Origin of the sequence: Xanthomonas sp. CFBP 8152, from assembly GCF_014199025.1 — a bacterium.
Lineage (GTDB): Bacteria > Pseudomonadota > Gammaproteobacteria > Xanthomonadales > Xanthomonadaceae > Xanthomonas > Xanthomonas arboricola_B.
Genome location: NZ_JACHNO010000004.1, coordinates 219,412 through 236,726, shown reverse-complemented (window position 1 = coordinate 236,726; position 17,315 = coordinate 219,412). Strand labels below are relative to the sequence as shown.

Here is a 17,315-nt window from a genome sequence, read left to right as displayed (position 1 = left end):
TAATCGCCGCATGTCCAAGCCCCTGTACAAAGTCACCTTCCTCAATCACGGCAAGGTGTACGAGCTCTACGCCCGCCAGGTCACCGGCAGCCATCTGTGGGGCTTCAACCAGATCGGCGAGCTGGTGTTCGACGTGCACGACGGGCTGGTGGTCGATCCCACCGAAGAGCGCCTGCGCGAAGAGTTCGGCAACACCAAGACGCTGCACCTGCCGATGCAGAGCATCGTGCGTATCGAGGAAGTCGAGAAAAAAGGCCAGTCGGTGATCCGCGATGCCACCACCGGCGACAAGGTGGTCACGCCGTTCCCGCTGCCGACCAAGCCGCGCTGATGCGCATCCTGGTGCCCGACGATTACCAGGGCGCCGTGCGTCACCTGCCCTGCCTGCAGCGCCTGCACGGCCACGATGTGCAGGTGCTGGGCGCGCTGGCCACCGACCCCAACGAATGGGCCGAGCGGCTGGTCGAAGCCGATGCGCTGGTGCTGATCCGCGAACGCACCCGCGTGGACGCCACGCTGCTGCGGCGATTGCCGCGACTCAGGTTGATCAGCCAGACCGGCCGGGTCGGCGCGCATGTGGATGTGGCCGCGTGCACCGAGTTCGGGGTGGCGGTGGCCGAAGGCGTCGGTTCGCCGGTGGCGCCAGCCGAACTGACCTGGGCGCTGATCCTGTCGGCCAGCCGGCGCCTGAGCGAGTACCAGCGCGCGCTGCATCAGGGCCGCTGGCAGGCGCTGGGCGATCCCGGCCTGGGGCGCGCGTTGCATGGGCGCACGCTGGGTATCTGGAGTTATGGGCGGATCGGCCAGCGCGTGGCCGGCTTCGGGCGTGCGTTCGGCATGCAGGTGCTGGTGTGGGGCGGCGAGGCCTCGTGCGCGCAGGCTGCGCGCGATGGCTTCGACGTTGCCGCCAGCCGGCAGGACCTGTTCGAACGCAGCGATGTGCTGTCGCTGCATCGGCGCCTGACCGCGCAGACCCGCCACCAGATCAGCGCGCAGGATCTGGCGTGGATGCGCCCGGATGCGTTGCTGGTCAACACCAGCCGCGCCGAGCTGATCGCGCCCGGCGCATTGCTGGCCGCGCTGGATGCGGGCCGGCCGGCGCAGGCGGCGGTGGATGTATTCGAGCGTGAGCCGGTGCTGGATCCGCGCGACCCGCTGCTGCAGCATCCGCGCGTGCTGGCGACGCCACATCTGGGCTACGTGGAACGCGACAGCTATGCGCAGTACTTCGAAGCGGCGTTCGACAACGTGCTGGCGTTTGCCGCCGGTACGCCGCGCAACCTGGTCAATCCCGAGGCGTTGGCGATTGCGCGATAGCGCGTGTTTGAAGAAGGGGTGATCGCGCGATCGGCGAGGCTTGTCGCGACCGGGGTCGCTCCTACAAACGCCTCGGGGTCCAAACCCGCCGGCGCTGTGGTGGCCGGGTGATCCAGGGATGCGTGCAGGTGGCGTGGCAGTGCCGACGCGTCTCGATCGGGCCTGGCGCGCAGCGGGGGATTCACCCGCTGCGCTGTGGCCGGCTTACTTGACCGGTTCGGCCGGCGCAGGCGCGGCCGGTTCCGCCGGCGGCGCAGGCTTGGCCTTCTCAGCCGGTTCGCTCGGCTTGTCGGCAGGCTTGGGCTTGTCGGTCGCTGCCGGGCGCGCGGCCGGCTTTGGCTCGGCTGCGGTCCTGGCGGCCTTGGCCTTCTGCGCTGCCTGCGCCTTGGCCTTGAGCGCGGCTTGCGCCTTGGCCGCCGAGCCGGGCTGCTTGAGCTCGGCCAGCGCGGAGGCGATCGGACCATCGCCCGGCAGGACGTCGCCGGCTGTGTAGCCCTCCTCGCCTTCTGCATCGCCACGCAGATGGCCCGGCAGCGTGGCTTCGCTGAAGTCGGTCAGGCTGGCCGGCACGTCGGCGTCGCCCGGTTGCGGTTCCGGGGTGAGCAGCACTTCCGGCACGATGCCGCTGGCCTGGATCGACTTGCCGCTGGGGGTGTAATAGCGCGCGGTGGTCAGCTTGACCGAGTCGCCGTTGTCCAGCGGCAGCACGGTCTGCACCGAGCCCTTGCCGAAGGTGCGGCTGCCGATGATGCGCGCACGCTGGTTGTCGCGCAGCGCCCCGGCCAGCACTTCCGAGGCGCTGGCCGAGCCGGCGTCCACCAGCACCACCACCGGCGCGCCGCCGAGCAGATCGCCCGGGGTGGCATCGAACTTGGCATCGCTGATGGAGATGCGCCCTCGCGTGCTGACGATGTTGCCCTTGTCGAGCAGGTCGTCGGCCACCTGCACTGCCGAGGTCAGCAGGCCGCCCGGGTTGCTGCGCAGGTCCAGCACCAGCCCGCGCAACTTGCCGCCGGCCTGCAGCTGCTTGAGGTTCTTCTGGAAGTCGGCACCGGTGTCGGCCTGGAAGGTGCTGATGCGGATGTAGCCATAGCCCGGTTCCAGCAGCCTGCTGCGCACGCTGGCCACGCGGATGGTCTCGCGCTGCAGGGTCACATCGAACGGTTTGGGCGCCTTGTCGCGCACGATGGTCAGCACGACCTTGCTGCCGGATTCGCCGCGCAGCGGTTCCATCGCCTTGCTGGCGTCGATCGGCTTGCCGTCGATGGCCACGATGACGTCGCCGGCGCGGATGCCGGCGCGCGCGGCCGGGGTGTCGTCGATCGGCGCGATCACCTTGAGCGTGTTGTCCTGCTGCTGCAGCAATTCCACGCCAATGCCGTCATAGGCGCCGGTTGCCTGCTCGTCGAAGGCTTCGGCATCTTCCTTGTCGAAGTAAGTGCTGTGTGGGTCCAGATCCGAGAGCAGGCCGCGCACCGCGGCGTGCATCAGCTTCTTGTCTTCGACCGGATCGACGTAGGCCTGCTTGACCGCGTTGTACACCGCCACGAAACGGCGGATCTCATCCAGCGGTACCTTGGAGACGGCGGCTTCGTTGGCTTCCGGGTCGTCCGCAGTGGTCTGGGCGGCGGCGGGACTGGCTTTCTGCGCCCAACCGGGTGAGGCGAACAACGCCAGCGACAGGGCAACGGACAGGACGGCTACGCGCATGAAGCACTCCGACAAAGAGATGAGACGCCCCGCAACGGAGCGATTTGGATTATGCGCGAAGCCGCGGTAAATCCGCGTTGACTTGGCAAGGCAAGGGGTGGAGCCGGTCATGCACCGGCACGCACGCGGCGTGCGCCGCACTCAGCGCCGCTGCAACCAGCTCGACGGATCCACCGGCTGCCCGTTGCGGCGCAGTTCGAAGTACAGCGCCGGCACACCCTGCCCGCCCGAGCTGCCGACCTTGGCCACCGCTTCGCCGCGCTTGATCGACGCGCCGGCATCGCGCAACAGCGTGTCGTTGTGCGCGTACAGGCTCATGTAGCCGTTGCCGTGGTCCACGATCAGGATCATGCCGTAGCCGGTCATCCAGTCGGAGAACACCACCGTGCCGTCGGCCACTGCGGTGACGGTGCTGCCCTTGGGCGCGCCGATCAGCACGCCCTTGCTGGTGTGGCCGTCCGGCAAGGTGGCGTTGAAGCGCGCCAGCAGGTTGCCCGACACCGGCCAGCTCAGGCCGCCGACCTTGGGTGCCGGCGCGCTGGCGATGACCTTGGGCGGGGTCTTGCCGGGACGCTCTAGGCGCTCGGTCTTGCCGCGTTTTGCCTGCGCGGCGGCTTCGGCGGCGGCGCGTTTGGCGGCCGCGCGGCGTTCGGCCTCGGCCTTGGCGGCGGCCGCACGCAGATTGGCGAGCAGCTGCTCCAGCGACCTGGCGTCCTGGCCCAGGGCTTTCTCGCGCTCGGCGCGCTGTTTGTAGCGGTCGTCCAGCTGCGCAACGGTCGCCGCCTGCTGCGAGCGATCCTTCTGCAGCAACGCGGCCTGCGCCTTCTGCTGCGCACGCGCCGCATCCAGTATCTGGCGACGGTTGGCGATGTCCTGCTCCACCTTCGCCAGCGCATCCAGCTGCGTGGCCAGCGCCTGGATGCGTTGCGCGCGCGTGTTCTGCACGTAGCGATGATCGGCCAGCATGCGCGTGGCATTGCCCACGGTGTCCTGCGACAACAGCACCTTCAACGGCGCGTTGCGGCCGACCTGATCGGCCGCCCGCAACAAGGCGGCCAGCTGCACGCGCTGGTTCTGCAGGCCGCGCTGCAGCTGCGCACGGTCCTGCTGCAGCGTGCCCAGATGTTGTTCCTGCTCGCGCATCGCCGATTCGGTCTCGCTCAACGCACGCGAGGTCTTGGCCACCTTCTCATCGGCCTGGCGCAGCTGCTGGGCGGCATTGCCGCGCTTGCCTTCCAGTGCGCGGCGGTCGGCGCTGATGGTCTTGAGTTCGTCGCGCAGCTGCTGCAGTTTGCGCTCGGCCTCGCGCTGGCTTTGCGCACCGGCACCGGCGCTGCCCAGCAGCGCGCAGGCCAGCACGGTCGCCGCCAGCCACGCGCGGGAGCGGCCGGTGGCGGGGGCAGAGGGCAGGCGCGATCGCGGGGCGGGCGACAGGGGCAACGAAAGGTCCAGTGACTTCAGGCAGGTGCGCGATTGTAGCCAAGCATGGTGTGATCGCCGCCACGCCCAAGACAGCCGCCGCCGCGCAAGGTTCAGCATGAAGCCCCAGCATCTTCTTCTGGCACTCTCCCTGGTCTGCGCAAGCGCCTGGGCCGACGAGGACATCAGCAAGGTCAACGGCCGCATCAGCGCCGAGGCCGGCAAGGTTTATGGCGGGCTGGACACCGTCAACGGCTCCATCGAGGTCGGCGCCGGCGCGCAGACCCGGAAGGTGGAAACGGTCAACGGCAGCATCCAGATCGGCGACAACGCCCGCACCGGCGATGTCTCCACGGTCAATGGCGCGATCACGCTGGGCCAGAAGGTGGTGGTGTCCGGCGGGCTGGAGACGGTCAACGGCAGCGTGCTGGTGGAACGCGGCAGCCGCATCAGCGGCGGCGTGGAAACCGTCAATGGCAGTATCGGCCTGGTGGAAACCGAGCTCGGTAAGGGCATCGAGACCGTCAACGGCGACATTACCGTCGGGGTGCGCTCGCATGTGCATGGCGGGATCGAGGTCACCAAGCCGAACTTCAGCCTTTCGTTCAAGCCTGCGCGCAAGCCGCGTGTGGTGATCGGCCCGGAAGCGGTGGTCGAAGGGCCGCTGGAGTTCGAGCGCGAGGTCAGCCTGTACGTGCATCGCACTGCGAAGATCGGTGCCGTCACCGGCGCCACCGCGCGCAGCTTCGACAGCGACGTGGCGCCCAAGGACTGACGCGCTCACCACGGGGCCAGCGCCTAGAATCGGGGGACCTTCGCCGCACGAGGAGTCCCGATGCCCCGCAAGATCCTGTTGTGCCTGGCCGCCACGCTAGCCCTGGCCGGCTGCAAGCGTGAACCCGCCGATGCGCCGAGCGTGCCCGCCGCGCAGGCGCCGGCCGACAGTGCGCCGAGCGCGCCGGTCAGTCGCCACGCCTTCTCGCCGGAGCTGACCGGCGGCGACTTCGCCGAGCTGGTCAAAACGTTGGCCTCGGACGAATTCGAAGGACGCGGCCCCGGCACGCCGGGCGAAGAGAAAACCGTCACCTATATCCGCGATCAGATGCAGCGCATCGGCCTGCAGCCGGGCAACGGCGACAGCTGGTTCCAGGACGTGCCGATGGTGGAAACCACCGCCGATGCGGCCACCGCGCCGACCCTGCGCAGCGGCGAACAGACCCGCACCCTGGCTTTCGGCACCGACATCGTGGTCGGCACCCGCACCGGCCAGGCCGAGGTCAAGCTGGACAACAGCGAGCTGGTATTCGTCGGCTACGGCGTGGATGCGCCCGAACAACAGTGGAACGATTACGCCGGCCAGGACTGGAAGGGCAAGACGGTGGTGATGTTCGTCAACGACCCGGGCTTCCACACCGGCGATGCCAAGCTGTTCGACGGCAAGCGCATGACCTACTACGGGCGCTGGACCTACAAGTTCGAGGAAGCCGCCCGCAAGGGCGCGGCCGCCGCGCTGATCGTGCACGACACCCCGGGCGCCAGCTATGGCTGGGACGTGGTCAAGAACTCCTGGGCTGGCCCGCAATACGACCTGCCGGCCAAGGACGATCCCGATCCGCGCCTGCCGGTGCAGGGCTGGATCAGCGCCGAGACCGCCAAGCAGTTGTTCGCCAATGCCGGGCTGGATCTGGCGCAGGCCTACAAGGACGCCAGCAAGCGCGGCTTCAGGCCGGTGCCGTTGCAGGCCAGCTGGTCGGTGGACCTGAAGAGCACGATCGCGGAGAAATCCTCGCGCAACGTCGTCGGCGTGCTGCCGGGCACCAGCCACGCCGACGAGGCGGTGTTGTATATGGCGCACTGGGATCATCTGGGCAAGCATCCGGGCGAGAGTGGCGACAACATCTATAACGGCGCGGTGGACAACGCCACCGGCGTGGCCGGCATTCTCGAAATTGCCGACGCGTTCGCGCATCAGGATCCCAAGCCGGCACGTTCGGTCGTGTTCGTGGCGGTGACGCTGGAAGAGTCCGGCCTGCTCGGTTCCAAGTACTACGTGGCCAACCCGAGCTTTCCGCTGGACAAGATCGCGGCGGTGGTCAACCTGGATGCGATGTCGGTGGCCGGGCGCGCACGCGATGTCACCGTGGTGGGCATGGGCAGTTCGGAGCTGGAGGACATCCTCAAGCCGATCGCCGCGATGCAGGGCCGCACCCTGCACGCCGAAGCCACGCCGCAAAGCGGCTCGTATTTCCGCTCGGATCACTTCAACTTCGCCAAGGCCGGCGTGCCGGCACTGTATGCCGATGGCGGCGAAGACCTGCGCCAGGGCGGTACGGCGGCCGGGCGTGCGGCCGCCGAAGACTACGGGCGCAATCGCTATCACGCTCCTGGCGACGAGTACGATGCGGCCAGCTGGAAGCTCGACGGCACCATCGAAGACCTGCAGGCGGTGTATGGCGTGGGCAAGGAGGTGGCTGCCGGCGAGCGTTGGCCCAACTGGTATGCCGGCAACCCGTTCAAGGCTGCGCGCGATCGCATGATGGCCGGCAAGCCCCCTGCGGGCGCCGCGGTAGCGGCGCCTGAGGCCGGGAAAGACGCCGCTGCCGCGGACAAAAAGGCAACACCGGCGCGTTGACCGGGCTCGGAACCGTCTGCGATGTCATACAGTTGATACATGACATCGTGGTGCGGTCTGCAGGATGCGGTGCAGCGGCAAGCCTGCACGGTGCGATCAACGCAAAGGGCCTCCTGTTGGAGGCCCTTTGCGTCAACTCGTCCTGGCCGTGCCAGTTGCGCACGAGCTCATGATTGGTGTCGATATACAGCGTCGATGCGCTGCGCAATGCTTTCAAGCGTGCTGCCGACAATGCGTTGCCGGCAACGTAGCGGCACTGGCGGCACGCCATCGACTCCGAGGCGCGTTGATCAATCGTTATCCACGCTGACCACGTGCCCGTCTTCCGGATCGACATGCAGATCCACCTTCTGCCCGCCACGTTGCTCGGCATCGGCTTTCCACAAGCCGTCTTCGAACTTGAGGTCGTGCACATTGGAGTAGCCGCCGGTCGACAACGCGGCGCGGATATCGGCCTCGCTCAGTTTGGAGGTGGTCTGGTCGCCATAGACGCGGCCGGTCACCGGATCGATACGCACATCCACGTCCTTGCCGTCGCCGCTGCGTGCGTCGGCGGTCCACACGCCATGTTCGAACTTGACGTCGTGCACCTTGGTATAGCCCTTGCCGGTCAGCATGCTGGTGACCTCGCGGGAGGTCAGCGCCTTGGCCGGCCTGTCGGCGGCGGCCTGCGCAAATGCGCCCTGCGCTGCCAATGCAAGTGCGCCGATCAGCGCGGTCTTCATCAGTCGATGTGCCATGTGATGCTCCTGCAGTGAAGTGCGCTCATGCTGGACGCGGCTTTATCGCTGCCAGGTGAATAACCGTTGGAAGCCGCGGCAAAAGTTCAGTGAGCTCAAGCTTTGGTGATGATGCGCTTGGGGTGCGTCTGATGGCGTACGTACGTTCATCAACGGGCTGCGCGCTGTATCGCGGTGCAAGGGACGCCCAGTGTGCCCTGGAGCGACATAAACGTTGTCACATCGAGACTGTGTTGTTCGGCCTGTCATCCAACTGATAGCCAGTACGAAAGACGCGAAAAAAGCGAGCTGCCTTGCGGCGGCTCGCTTGACTCAATCCATCTGCCTCACATTACGGAATGGCGCGTGTGGCGCGCACGGCCTGCGGCGAGAGGATGGACATCTGCGGCTTGTCGGTGCCGTCCTTGTAGGGATGCACGCTGTACTGATAACTGACGTTCCACCACGAACCGGCAGCCCACCACGTCCAGCCTGCCCAGACATCCGCATTGGCATCGATGTAGCGGAGCATGCCGCGCAGCGCTTCATTGCAGACGGGGTTGTTGGCGGTGCCGAATTCGCCCAGAAACCCGCGTCTATGGTTGATGCGCAACCACTCGGTGAAACTGCGCAGACGCTCGACACCGATGGTGGTACTAACGCAGACATTGGTGGTGCCGCTGGAATCGGCATCCAGGTACTGATGCACTTCGAACGCGTAGCGATTGAGCGGATCGTAGATCGAAACCAATGCGGTTGCGTTGGAATAGCCATCGTTGGTGGGCGAGTACCAGCTGTGCGCACCGGTCCACAATGCGCCGGGCACCAGAATCAGATTGTTCGCACCGGTGGCACGGATCGCATTGATGCCTGCCTGTGCAGTTGCAGCCCAAGCACTGGCCGAGACGCCATTGGGCTCATTCATCAACCCGAAGATCACGGCATTGTCGCTGGGAAACGCCAGCGCAAGGCGGCGCCACAAATCGGCGAACGTGGCGATCGGCACTTCGTCGCCACCGACCTTGTAACCGTAGTATTTGCCGTAGTTGTGGATGTCCAGCACCAGATACATGCCCGATGCCTTGGCGCGTGCCACGGCTTGCTGCACCAGGGCCAACTGGGCCGGATCCAGTTCGCCGCGCGCACTTGGTTGCAGGCGTTCCCACAACACCGGCAAGCGGATCGTGTTCATGCCGACGCCGGCGAAATAGGTGTAATCGCCGGCCGAGGCATACATATAGTCCTTATTGAGGACGCCGGGTTTTTTGGACGATGCGAATTCGGCCCCGGATAAATTGACGCCGGCATACGTCAGTACGCGCGTTTGCGCATAGACGGGTGCGATTGTGGCGAACAGGATGCAGAGCAGGATGCAGTGGAAAACGGTGCGCAGCGTTTGAGAGACAGCAGACATAAACAGCTCCTTCGACGACGGGGATGGTGTGTCGCAGCGGTTTGCGTGCAATCCGCGCGAGGTGCGCCACACCTGTCGTCATCAATGCATCTGTCGTGCCTAAACACCCAGCACATCGGATGTGAACTAAATGTGTAGGTTGAGTCGCAGTCACTTTTCACAGCGATCACGTTCTGGAACAGAACGCTATGACGCACCGCGGTTGCGCACGCTTATCGACCCGCCATCGCACGCATGGGGGCTGTCGAGAAATCGGCGAATGGATGCGCTCGCCGTCAAGGGTGCGACGTCGGATCACTGACGCTGCACGCTGTTGCGCGCGCTGCGTGCTGGCGTTCTTACTGGTGAGGACTGTGCTCATCGCGGGCGGACACGGCCGTTGCCTCGCATGTGTGCGGACTGCGTGGACATGCCAACTGGATGTTTGCGCCAGCAGCTCCGACGGTTGCCCGTCGCGCGCTGCTGGCTCCGTTTAGTGGGTGATTCGCTTTGCGCGCGCGCTCAAGATCGACATCTGCGGCTTGTCGCGGCCCTGCGCATCGGGCTGCACGTTGAAGGGGTAGGCCCGGTTCCACCACGCGCCGGCGGCCCACCACGTCCAGCCCGCCCAGACGTCGCGGTTGGTCTCCAGATACCCCAGCATGCCGTTGAGTGCGCTGTTGCAGGTGGCGTTGTTGCCGGTGCCGAACTCGCCAAGAAAGCCCTGCTTGTGATTGATGCGCAGCCACTGGGTGAAACTGCGCAGGCGGTCGGCACCGGCGGTGCTGCTGGCACACCCGGCGCTGGTGCCGCTGGAGTCCGTATCCAGGTACTGATGCACTTCGATGGCGTAGCGATTGAGCGGGTCGCGAATGGAGGCCAGCGCCACTGCGTTGGATTGTCCGGCAACGGTGGAATACCAGCTGTGCGCGCCACTCCATAGCGCGCCCGGCACCAGGATCAGATTGTTGGCGCCGGTCTTGCGGATGGTGTCGATCGATGCCTGCGCCGCGTTGGCCCAGGATTGCGGATTGATGTCGTAAGGCTCGTTCATCAGCCCGAAGATCACGCTGTTGTCGTTCTTGAAGGCGATCGCCAGGCGTCGCCACAGATCGTTGAAGGTGCTGATCGGCACGCGCGCGCTGCCGATCTTGTTGCCGTAATACCTGGCATAGTTATGGATATCCAGGATCAGGTAGACCTTGGCGGCCTTGGCGTTGAGCACGGCCTGGCGGATCAGCGCCAGCTGCGCTGCATCCAGCTCGCCGCCGGCCTTGGGCTGCAGGCGTTCCCACAGGACGGGCAGCCGAACGATGTTCATGTGTTTGCCGGCAAAGTAGCGGTAATCGCTGGCGGCCGGATATAGGTAGTCGACGTTGAGCACCCCGGGCTTTTGCGAGGATTTGATTTCGGCACCGGAAAGATTGACCCCTGCATACTTCAGGCGGTTCTGTGCATGTGCGAACGGCACGCCTGCAAGCAGTACTATGACAAGCAGCAGCAATGACAACGCACGGCTGGACAGCCGGCGCGCCGGAGTGGGGGAGGGCATCATTGGGTGACTCCTGAAACAGTCGCGGGGGAGATGCATTGCCCTGGCGTGGACATGCCACGTGCATGACGACACTGCATTGCGTTCACCCTAATCGCATCTGAACATTCAAACTACGAATGCGAGATATCACTTAATCCGAGCTGTGAACGACTTCGCAGTTATTGCCGAACATGCGCAGGCATGGTTGTGGTGAAGCAACACCGTGCGGTCACTCGCGTTGCGTGTCGGCCGTCATCTGCGCCGGATCGCTGCGGACATATCGGGGGCCGGCATCCCTGGAGAATGCTGTCGTGCGACCGCAACGCTGCAGGTCGATGGCGTCGCGTACTCGGCAGCGATGGGCATCGGAACTGCGATGCGCTGCCCTGCGCAGGGCACTGGTCAGAACGCAACCCGCCGCATGCGCAGTCGCAACTGTGTTGCCGTATCACCGCGCCCGCGCATGCAAACGTCACCTGGTGTGATTGCGGAACTTCGGCGCTTGCATGTGCGGTACGCGATGGTTGTGGGCTGCGTCATGCTTTCCGGCAGCGGGCGGCCAATACGTCTGCGACAGGCAGATGGGATTGCGGTTGCGCTGTCTGCAATCGTTGGCCGATGTCATTGCTGAGACGTTGCAGGACAGGGAGGATGGAGCGAAAAAAAACGGTGGCCGCAGCACTAGCTGCGCCCACCGTAATCGATTCGCCCGTGCGGATTACTTGGTCGCGCGGCGGGCGTACTTGCTCAGAATCGCCATCTGCGGCTTGTCGCTGCCGTCCTTGCCCGGCTGGACGGTGAAGAAGTACTCCGGCTTCCACCATGCGCCAGCGGCCCACCAGGTCCAACCCAGCCACACGTCGCTATTGTTTTCGATATAGCTCAGCATGCCTTCCAGCGCCTGGTCGCAGACCGGATTGTTGGCGGTGCCGAACTCGCCCAGAAAGCCCTTTTGCTTGTTCTCGCGCAGCCACGCGGTAAAGCCGCGCAGCTTTTCTTCGCCAACCGTGGCGCTGGTGCACACCGGCTTGGTGCCGCTGTAATCGTTGTCCAGATACTGATGCGCCTCAAAGGCCAGGTTGTTGCCCGGGTCCTTGAGAATCTCCAAGGCCTTGGCGTTGGAGACGCCATAGTTGGAACTGCGCCAGCTGTGCGCGCCACTGTAGGCGGTGCCCGGCACCAGAATCAGGTTCCTGGCGCCGGTCTTGCGGATCGCGTTGATCGCGCCTTGCGCCGCGCTTGCCCAATCGGTGGCGGAAATGCCGTTGGGCTCATTCATTAGCCCGAAGATCACCGACCTGTCGTCCTTGAATTCGAGCGCCAGCCGGCGCCACAGATCCGCCACCGCGGCTGTGGGCACCTCGCTGCTGCCGATGCGCTTGCCGTTGTACTTGGCGTAGTTGTGCACATCCAGGATCAGGTACTGCTTGTTGGCCTTGGCCGCAGCCACCGACTTTTTCAGCAACGCCAATTGCGCCGGATCCAGATTGCCGCTGAGCTGTGGCTGCAGGCGCTCCCACAGGAACGGCAGGCGAATCGTATTCATGCCCTTGCCGGCGAAGTAACTGAAATCCGACGCGGCCGGGTAGGTGTAGTCCTTGAACAGGGTGCCGGGTTTCTTGCGCGAGTTGAATTCGGCGCCGGACAGATTGACGCCGACATACTTCAGGCCACTGGACTCCTTTCCGGGGCGGGCAGGCTCCTTGGCGTGCGCCAGCGGCATTGCAGCCAGCAAGACCAGTGCGAGTGCAGCACTCCGCAGGGATGTGACATGGGGGGGAGAGCGGAACATGGAAGCCTCCTTCGGCATCGACGTAGGCGGCCGCAGGGGGAGGGCACGGCCAGCAGGGATGGTGCAGGGCAGGACGGTGGTGGATCAGCGTAGAAGCTCTCGCGTTAGCGCGCCATTCACGCCAGCGAACGCGGATTTGATCATGCGCAAACACCTGCAGGGCGCACCATGCCGCTTTGGTCATGTCCGCAACCCGACAGGCAAGATGCACTGTCGCAGGAGCGCGACAGGCGCCTGTCTTAAGCTAGAGCCACTTATTCTTTAGTCTTCCGCACTGTCGCGGGGGACGTCACTTCCTGGAGTCTCCCCATGAGCCAAGCCCACGCCTACGCCGCCCAAACCGCCGATCAACCGCTTGCACCGTTCGTGTTCGAACGACGCGCCCCAGGCCCCAACGATGTGCAGATCGATATCGCCTACTGCGGCGTGTGTCACTCGGATCTGCATACCGCACGCAACGAATGGCACAGCACGCGCTACCCGTCGGTGCCCGGCCACGAGATCGTCGGCCGCGTCACCGCAGTCGGCGATGCGGTCGCCGGCTTCAAGGTCGGCGATCTGGCCGGTGTCGGCTGCATGGTCGACAGCTGCCGCAACTGCGCGTCCTGCCAGGAAGGCGAAGAACAGTATTGCGAGCAGGGCTTCACCGGTACCTATAACGGCCCGATGTTCGGTGGCGGCGAGAATACCTACGGTGGCTATTCGGACCACATCGTGGTCGACCAGAAGTACGTGCTGCGCATCTCGCACAGCGACAACCTGGCTGCAGTCGCCCCGCTGCTGTGCGCCGGCATTACCACCTATTCGCCGCTGGCGCACTGGAAGGTCGGTCCCGGTCAGAAGGTGGGCGTGGTCGGTCTGGGCGGTCTGGGCCACATGGCGGTGAAGATCGCCAAGGCGATGGGTGCCACGGTCGTGCTGTTCACCACCTCCGAGAGCAAGCGCGCCGATGCGCTGCGCCTGGGCGCCAGCGAAGTGGTGGTGTCCAGGGACGAGGCGCAGATGGCCGCGCAGACCAACACGCTGGACTTCATCCTCAACACCGTCGCCGCGCCCCACAACCTGGACCCGTTCCTCAATGCGCTCAAGCGCGACGGCGCGATGGTGCTGGTGGGCGTGCCTGAGGAATCGCATCCTTCGCCGAGCGTGTTCAATCTGGTAATGAAGCGCCGCACCCTGGCCGGTTCGTTGATCGGCGGTATCCGCCAGACCCAGGAAATGCTGGATTTCTGTGCCAAGCACAACATCGTCTCGGACATCGAAACCATCCGCGCCGACCAGATCAACGAGGCCTACGAACGCATGCTCAATAGCGATGTGAAGTACCGCTTCGTGATCGACATGGCCACGCTGGACAAGGCGGCCTGATGGCCTGGCCTGCAGCCCTGCCACAGGGCTGCAGGCCGATCGCCTGTACTGCGGTCGGCCCAGGCGATGCCGCATGGAATGCATCGCCTGGGTTTTCGAACGGCAGTGCATGGTGGTGTTACTGCACGACGTCAGTCGTGTAAATCGGATCAGCAGCGGAGCGGCACGGCCTGCATGGATGGCCCGCTACGCGGACACCGGGGAGGCGTGCAGCTTGCCGACCACAGGCAATGTACTGCGCGGGCGACGCACAGGCATCGGTGCGGAGAACAGCAGGTTCAGTGCGGGCAGGCGGCCCGGTGCGCGCAGCAGGCACAGCACGGCCGGCACCAGCACGCCGATGCCCAACAAGGCGAAGAACAGTACCGTCCCCTCATCGATCCAGCGCGGCAGCAGGTAGGCCAGCACGATGAACGGCGGAAAGTGGCTCAGATAGAACACCACCGAATTGCGGCCCACATAGCGGACCGCCTGCGCGGCCGGCTGCCGGTTTGCCCACGTCGCCACGGCGATCAGCAGTGGCAGCGCGATCAGCACCAGCGGCAGGTAGCCGATCCAGATGCTGTGCAGCGTGGTGAGATTGGCGATCAGCACGATGGCGCACAGGCTCAGGCACGACAGCGGCCACATCCAGCGCGGCGCCTGCCGTAGCAGCGCCGGCACCCGGCCGGCCAGCAGCGTGCCGAGGTAGAAGAACGCAAAGTAATAGAACGGATCGGCGCCCTGACGCAGCAGCGGACCCAGGCAGACCGAGCCCAGCACGGTGGCGGCCAGGACCAACGGCGCCGGCAGCCGGCGCAGCAACGGCATCAGCACCAGAAACACGAACAGGTAGAACAGGAACCAGGTCAGCGCCACGTTGCCGACCGCGATCTTGCCCAGATCCAGCCAGGCGATCGGCTCGGCCTTGGCCAGCACCGAGCCTGCCTCGCGCAGGGCGAAGATCAGCACCGACCAGAGCAGGTAGGGATACAGCACATGCCGCAGCTTGCCGCCGAGGTAGGGCGCGATGCCCTTGTCCAGCCCGCGCGCCACGAACAGGCCCGAGAGCAGGAACATCAGTTGCATGCGCAGCGGCGCCAGCGAGCGATTGAGGCGTTCGATCGACAGCATCAGTGCGCTGCTTTCTTCAGCGGCGCCGCCGCGCAGTTCCGGATAGGCATCGAAGGCGAAGCCATAGGCATGCAGCACGATCACCATCAACACGCTGGCACCGCGGAGCCAGTCCACCCAGTCGTCGCGTCCGTGTTGGCCGGTAGTGAGTTGCTGTGTCATGAGGTTGCTTCCTTGGTAAGGCCCACGGCTTCGCCGCCGCGTGGCGCGGCGACAGGTGAATGAGGTCTAGGGAGTCCGCGGCGTTGCGCGCACCCGGGACGGACCGACTTCCATCGCTACCGAGTACGTTCGGTTCGGCGCAGGGCGTCCTGCGCATCGGTGGTGATGCGGGGGATCGCGTTAGACAGCGACAGTCGATATGTGACTTAAATCACACTTTGCAGACAGGTGCAATCGTTGAGGCTGCAGATCGATGCAGCCCTGCCTGCATGCCGATTGCAGGCTCGAGCGTGCGTACAGCGGGCTCGCATGGCGGATAGGCGTTTGTGTTTGCTGACGTTGTCAGGCGCAGCGCATGCTCGGCGCGGTGTCGGTCGCGGCGCAAGCTTGCGTGTCTCGTCGCGCGTTCCGGGTCGGATAAGACACGACCTGCGGCTGCGATGTTGCCTTCGCACCGGAAGGCGTCTGGCCTGCGTGGCAGGCAGGTAGAGCCCAGGGACTTGAGCCAGGCGAGGGTTCTTCGTCGCCCGCGCGGGCGTTTTCCGCGCGGTGGATGCGCTGCATCGGGCAGCGTCATGCGGCCTGGTCGCCCATGCAGCGTGCGGATTGCGCGCACGCGAGGACGCAGCCAGCGGTGGGCCCGAGCCCACGCGCTGGTCCGCACTCAGGCCGCGGCCGGTTCCTTGACCTGCGCCTTGACGCCGAGCAGCTGCACGATACTGCCGGCTGCATCGCGGCCTTCGGCCACGGCGGTGACCACCAGGTCGGCGCCGCGCACGCAGTCGCCACCGGCGAACAGGCGTGGGTTGCTGGTCTGGTAGGGCAGGCGGCCGTTATCGTCGGCCGGTGCGACGATGCGGCCGTTGCTGCCGGCTTGCACGCCCTGCGATGCCAGCCAGTCGGGCAGGGTCGGCGAGAAGCCGAACGCGATGATCACCACGTCCGCTTCCAGCAGCGATTCGCTACCTTCCACCGGTACCGCGTTGCGACGCCCGCTGGCATCGGGTTCGCCGAGCCGGGTTTCCATCACGGTCACGCCGATCGCCTCGTCGTCGGCGCCGGATTCGATCGACAGCGGCTGACGGTTGAACAAGAAGCGCACGCCTTCCTCGCGCGCGTTGGCGACCTCGCGTGCCGAGCCCGGCATGCTGGCCTCGTCGCGCCGGTACGCGCAGGTGACCTTGGCCGCGCCCAGGCGGATCGCGCTGCGCACGCAGTCCATGCCGGTGTCGCCGCCGCCCAGCACCACCACGCGCTTGCCGTTGAGATCGGGCAGCGCCATCTGGTCTTCCCAGCCGGCGATCGGCCGGCCGTGCGGGTCGTTGCCGCTGACGATGCGGCTGTTCTGCACCAGGAACGGCAGCGCCGGCAGCACGTTCTTCAGGTCCTGCCCGGGCAGCCCGCCATCGGTGTAGCGGTAGGCACCGGTGCCCAGGAACACCGCATCGAACTCGCCCAGCAACTGCTCGATGCTGACGTCCTTGCCGATCTCCACGCCCAGGCGGAACTGCACGCCCATGCCTTCGAGGATCTCGCGGCGCTTGCCGATCACCGACTTGTCCAGCTTGAAGCTGGGAATGCCGAACTGCAGCAGGCCGCCGATCTGCTCGTAGCGGTCGTAGACCACCGTCTCGATGCCTGCACGCACCAACCGGTCCGCGCAGGACAGGCCGGCCGGGCCGGCGCCGATCACCGCCACCCGCCAGCCGCTCGGCTGCACGTTGCCCAGGTCCGGGCGCCAGCCCATCTTGAAGGCGGTATCGACGATGTATTTTTCCACCGCGCCGATGGTGACCGCGCCGAATTCCTCCAGCGTGCAGCTGCCCTCGCACAGGCGGTCCTGCGGACACACCCGCCCGCATACCTCCGGCAGCGGATTGGTGGAATGGCACAGTGCGGCGGCTTCTTCGATGCGGTTTTCCTGCACCAGCTGCAGCCACTGCGGGATCGCGTTGTGCACCGGGCATTTCCAGCTGCAGTACGGGTTGCCGCAGTCCAGGCAACGGCCGGACTGGTACTGCGCGTCGGCCTTGTCGAACTTGCCGTACAACTCGCCCCAGTCACCGGACGTACGCAGCTCCACCGGAATGCGCGTGGGCATGGTCCGGGGCAGGTCGAGGAATTGGAAGGCTTGCTTGCGGCTCATAGGGCGGGAA

The 17,315-nt window shown here is 65.7% G+C and carries 13 protein-coding genes; 5 read left to right on the top strand and 8 right to left on the bottom strand.

The window, feature by feature from the left end; all coding sequences use genetic code 11:
- Nucleotides 1–10: 10 nt before the first annotated feature.
- Both FHT09_RS16460 and FHT09_RS16455 read left to right on the top strand, forming a co-directional pair.
- Entirely contained in the window at nucleotides 11–331 is a 321-nt protein-coding gene (locus FHT09_RS16460) for a DUF1820 family protein (RefSeq protein WP_016901574.1), read from the top strand.
- Nucleotides 331–1,317 carry a D-2-hydroxyacid dehydrogenase family protein gene (locus FHT09_RS16455; RefSeq protein ID WP_104606183.1) on the top strand — a complete coding sequence of 329 codons (987 nt, stop codon included), beginning with the start codon at nucleotides 331–333 and terminating at the stop codon, nucleotides 1,315–1,317. The genes FHT09_RS16460 and FHT09_RS16455 overlap by 1 nt, the downstream gene beginning before the upstream one ends.
- 204 nt (nucleotides 1,318–1,521) lie before the next feature.
- On the opposite strand, the gene FHT09_RS16450 is transcribed toward FHT09_RS16455, so the two are convergent.
- Nucleotides 1,522–3,027 (bottom strand): S41 family peptidase, encoded by a 1,506-nt coding sequence (locus tag FHT09_RS16450; RefSeq protein WP_104536609.1) that lies wholly within the window; start codon nucleotides 3,025–3,027, stop codon nucleotides 1,522–1,524.
- A 141-nt stretch (nucleotides 3,028–3,168) separates the two neighbouring features.
- Nucleotides 3,169–4,467 carry a peptidoglycan DD-metalloendopeptidase family protein gene (locus FHT09_RS16445; protein WP_181141315.1) on the bottom strand — a complete coding sequence of 433 codons (1,299 nt, stop codon included), beginning with the start codon at nucleotides 4,465–4,467 and terminating at the stop codon, nucleotides 3,169–3,171.
- Between the two features lie 97 nt (nucleotides 4,468–4,564).
- Here FHT09_RS16445 and FHT09_RS16440 point away from each other — a divergent pair, with 97 nt between their 5' ends.
- Complete coding sequence (locus FHT09_RS16440; protein ID WP_104606182.1) at nucleotides 4,565–5,221, top strand: hypothetical protein; 657 nt, start codon at nucleotides 4,565–4,567, stop codon at nucleotides 5,219–5,221.
- Between the two features lie 60 nt (nucleotides 5,222–5,281).
- Complete coding sequence (locus FHT09_RS16435) at nucleotides 5,282–7,078, top strand: M28 family metallopeptidase (protein ID WP_104606181.1); 1,797 nt, start codon at nucleotides 5,282–5,284, stop codon at nucleotides 7,076–7,078.
- A gap of 290 nt (nucleotides 7,079–7,368) precedes the next feature.
- On the opposite strand, the gene FHT09_RS16430 is transcribed toward FHT09_RS16435, so the two are convergent.
- The 4 genes from FHT09_RS16430 to FHT09_RS16415 form a co-directional block, all read right to left on the bottom strand.
- Entirely contained in the window at nucleotides 7,369–7,818 is a 450-nt protein-coding gene (locus FHT09_RS16430) for a PepSY domain-containing protein (RefSeq protein WP_181141314.1), read from the bottom strand.
- 331 nt (nucleotides 7,819–8,149) lie between these two features.
- Nucleotides 8,150–9,211: a glycoside hydrolase family 5 protein gene (locus tag FHT09_RS16425; protein ID WP_104606179.1), complete on the bottom strand. Its 1,062-nt coding sequence runs from the start codon at nucleotides 9,209–9,211 to the stop codon at nucleotides 8,150–8,152.
- Nucleotides 9,212–9,683: 472 nt separating this feature from the next.
- Entirely contained in the window at nucleotides 9,684–10,745 is a 1,062-nt protein-coding gene (locus tag FHT09_RS16420) for a glycoside hydrolase family 5 protein (RefSeq protein ID WP_104606178.1), read from the bottom strand.
- Nucleotides 10,746–11,442: 697 nt separating this feature from the next.
- Nucleotides 11,443–12,516, bottom strand: a complete 1,074-nt coding sequence (locus FHT09_RS16415) for a glycoside hydrolase family 5 protein (RefSeq protein WP_104606177.1) — start codon at nucleotides 12,514–12,516, stop codon at nucleotides 11,443–11,445.
- A gap of 309 nt (nucleotides 12,517–12,825) precedes the next feature.
- On the opposite strand from FHT09_RS16415, the gene FHT09_RS16410 reads away from it, so the two are divergent.
- Nucleotides 12,826–13,884, top strand: a complete 1,059-nt coding sequence (locus FHT09_RS16410) for an NAD(P)-dependent alcohol dehydrogenase (RefSeq protein WP_184417026.1) — start codon at nucleotides 12,826–12,828, stop codon at nucleotides 13,882–13,884.
- A 186-nt stretch (nucleotides 13,885–14,070) separates the two neighbouring features.
- On the opposite strand, the gene FHT09_RS16405 is transcribed toward FHT09_RS16410, so the two are convergent.
- Both FHT09_RS16405 and FHT09_RS16400 read right to left on the bottom strand, forming a co-directional pair.
- Entirely contained in the window at nucleotides 14,071–15,159 is a 1,089-nt protein-coding gene (locus FHT09_RS16405) for an acyltransferase (protein WP_104536618.1), read from the bottom strand.
- 664 nt (nucleotides 15,160–15,823) lie between these two features.
- A complete protein-coding gene (locus tag FHT09_RS16400; RefSeq protein ID WP_104536619.1) occupies nucleotides 15,824–17,305 on the bottom strand; it encodes an FAD-dependent oxidoreductase in 1,482 nt (493 codons plus the stop codon).
- Nucleotides 17,306–17,315: the final 10 nt, after the last annotated feature.

Bases quoted from the DNA above. Each gene is read 5' to 3' on its own strand.
- FHT09_RS16425 (WP_104606179.1), bottom strand. From the start codon at position 9,211: ATGTCTGCTGTCTCTCAAACGCTGCGCACCGTTTTCCACTGCATCCTG.
- FHT09_RS16450 (WP_104536609.1), bottom strand. From the start codon at position 3,027: ATGCGCGTAGCCGTCCTGTCCGTTGCCCTGTCGCTGGCGTTGTTCGCC.
- FHT09_RS16430 (WP_181141314.1), bottom strand. From the start codon at position 7,818: ATGGCACATCGACTGATGAAGACCGCGCTGATCGGCGCACTTGCATTG.
- FHT09_RS16420 (WP_104606178.1), bottom strand. From the start codon at position 10,745: ATGATGCCCTCCCCCACTCCGGCGCGCCGGCTGTCCAGCCGTGCGTTG.
- FHT09_RS16400 (WP_104536619.1), bottom strand. From the start codon at position 17,305: ATGAGCCGCAAGCAAGCCTTCCAATTCCTCGACCTGCCCCGGACCATG.
- FHT09_RS16405 (WP_104536618.1), bottom strand. From the start codon at position 15,159: ATGACACAGCAACTCACTACCGGCCAACACGGACGCGACGACTGGGTG.
- FHT09_RS16455 (WP_104606183.1), top strand. From the start codon at position 331: ATGCGCATCCTGGTGCCCGACGATTACCAGGGCGCCGTGCGTCACCTG.
- FHT09_RS16435 (WP_104606181.1), top strand. From the start codon at position 5,282: ATGCCCCGCAAGATCCTGTTGTGCCTGGCCGCCACGCTAGCCCTGGCC.
- FHT09_RS16415 (WP_104606177.1), bottom strand. From the start codon at position 12,516: ATGTTCCGCTCTCCCCCCCATGTCACATCCCTGCGGAGTGCTGCACTC.
- FHT09_RS16460 (WP_016901574.1), top strand. From the start codon at position 11: ATGTCCAAGCCCCTGTACAAAGTCACCTTCCTCAATCACGGCAAGGTG.
- FHT09_RS16410 (WP_184417026.1), top strand. From the start codon at position 12,826: ATGAGCCAAGCCCACGCCTACGCCGCCCAAACCGCCGATCAACCGCTT.
- FHT09_RS16440 (WP_104606182.1), top strand. From the start codon at position 4,565: ATGAAGCCCCAGCATCTTCTTCTGGCACTCTCCCTGGTCTGCGCAAGC.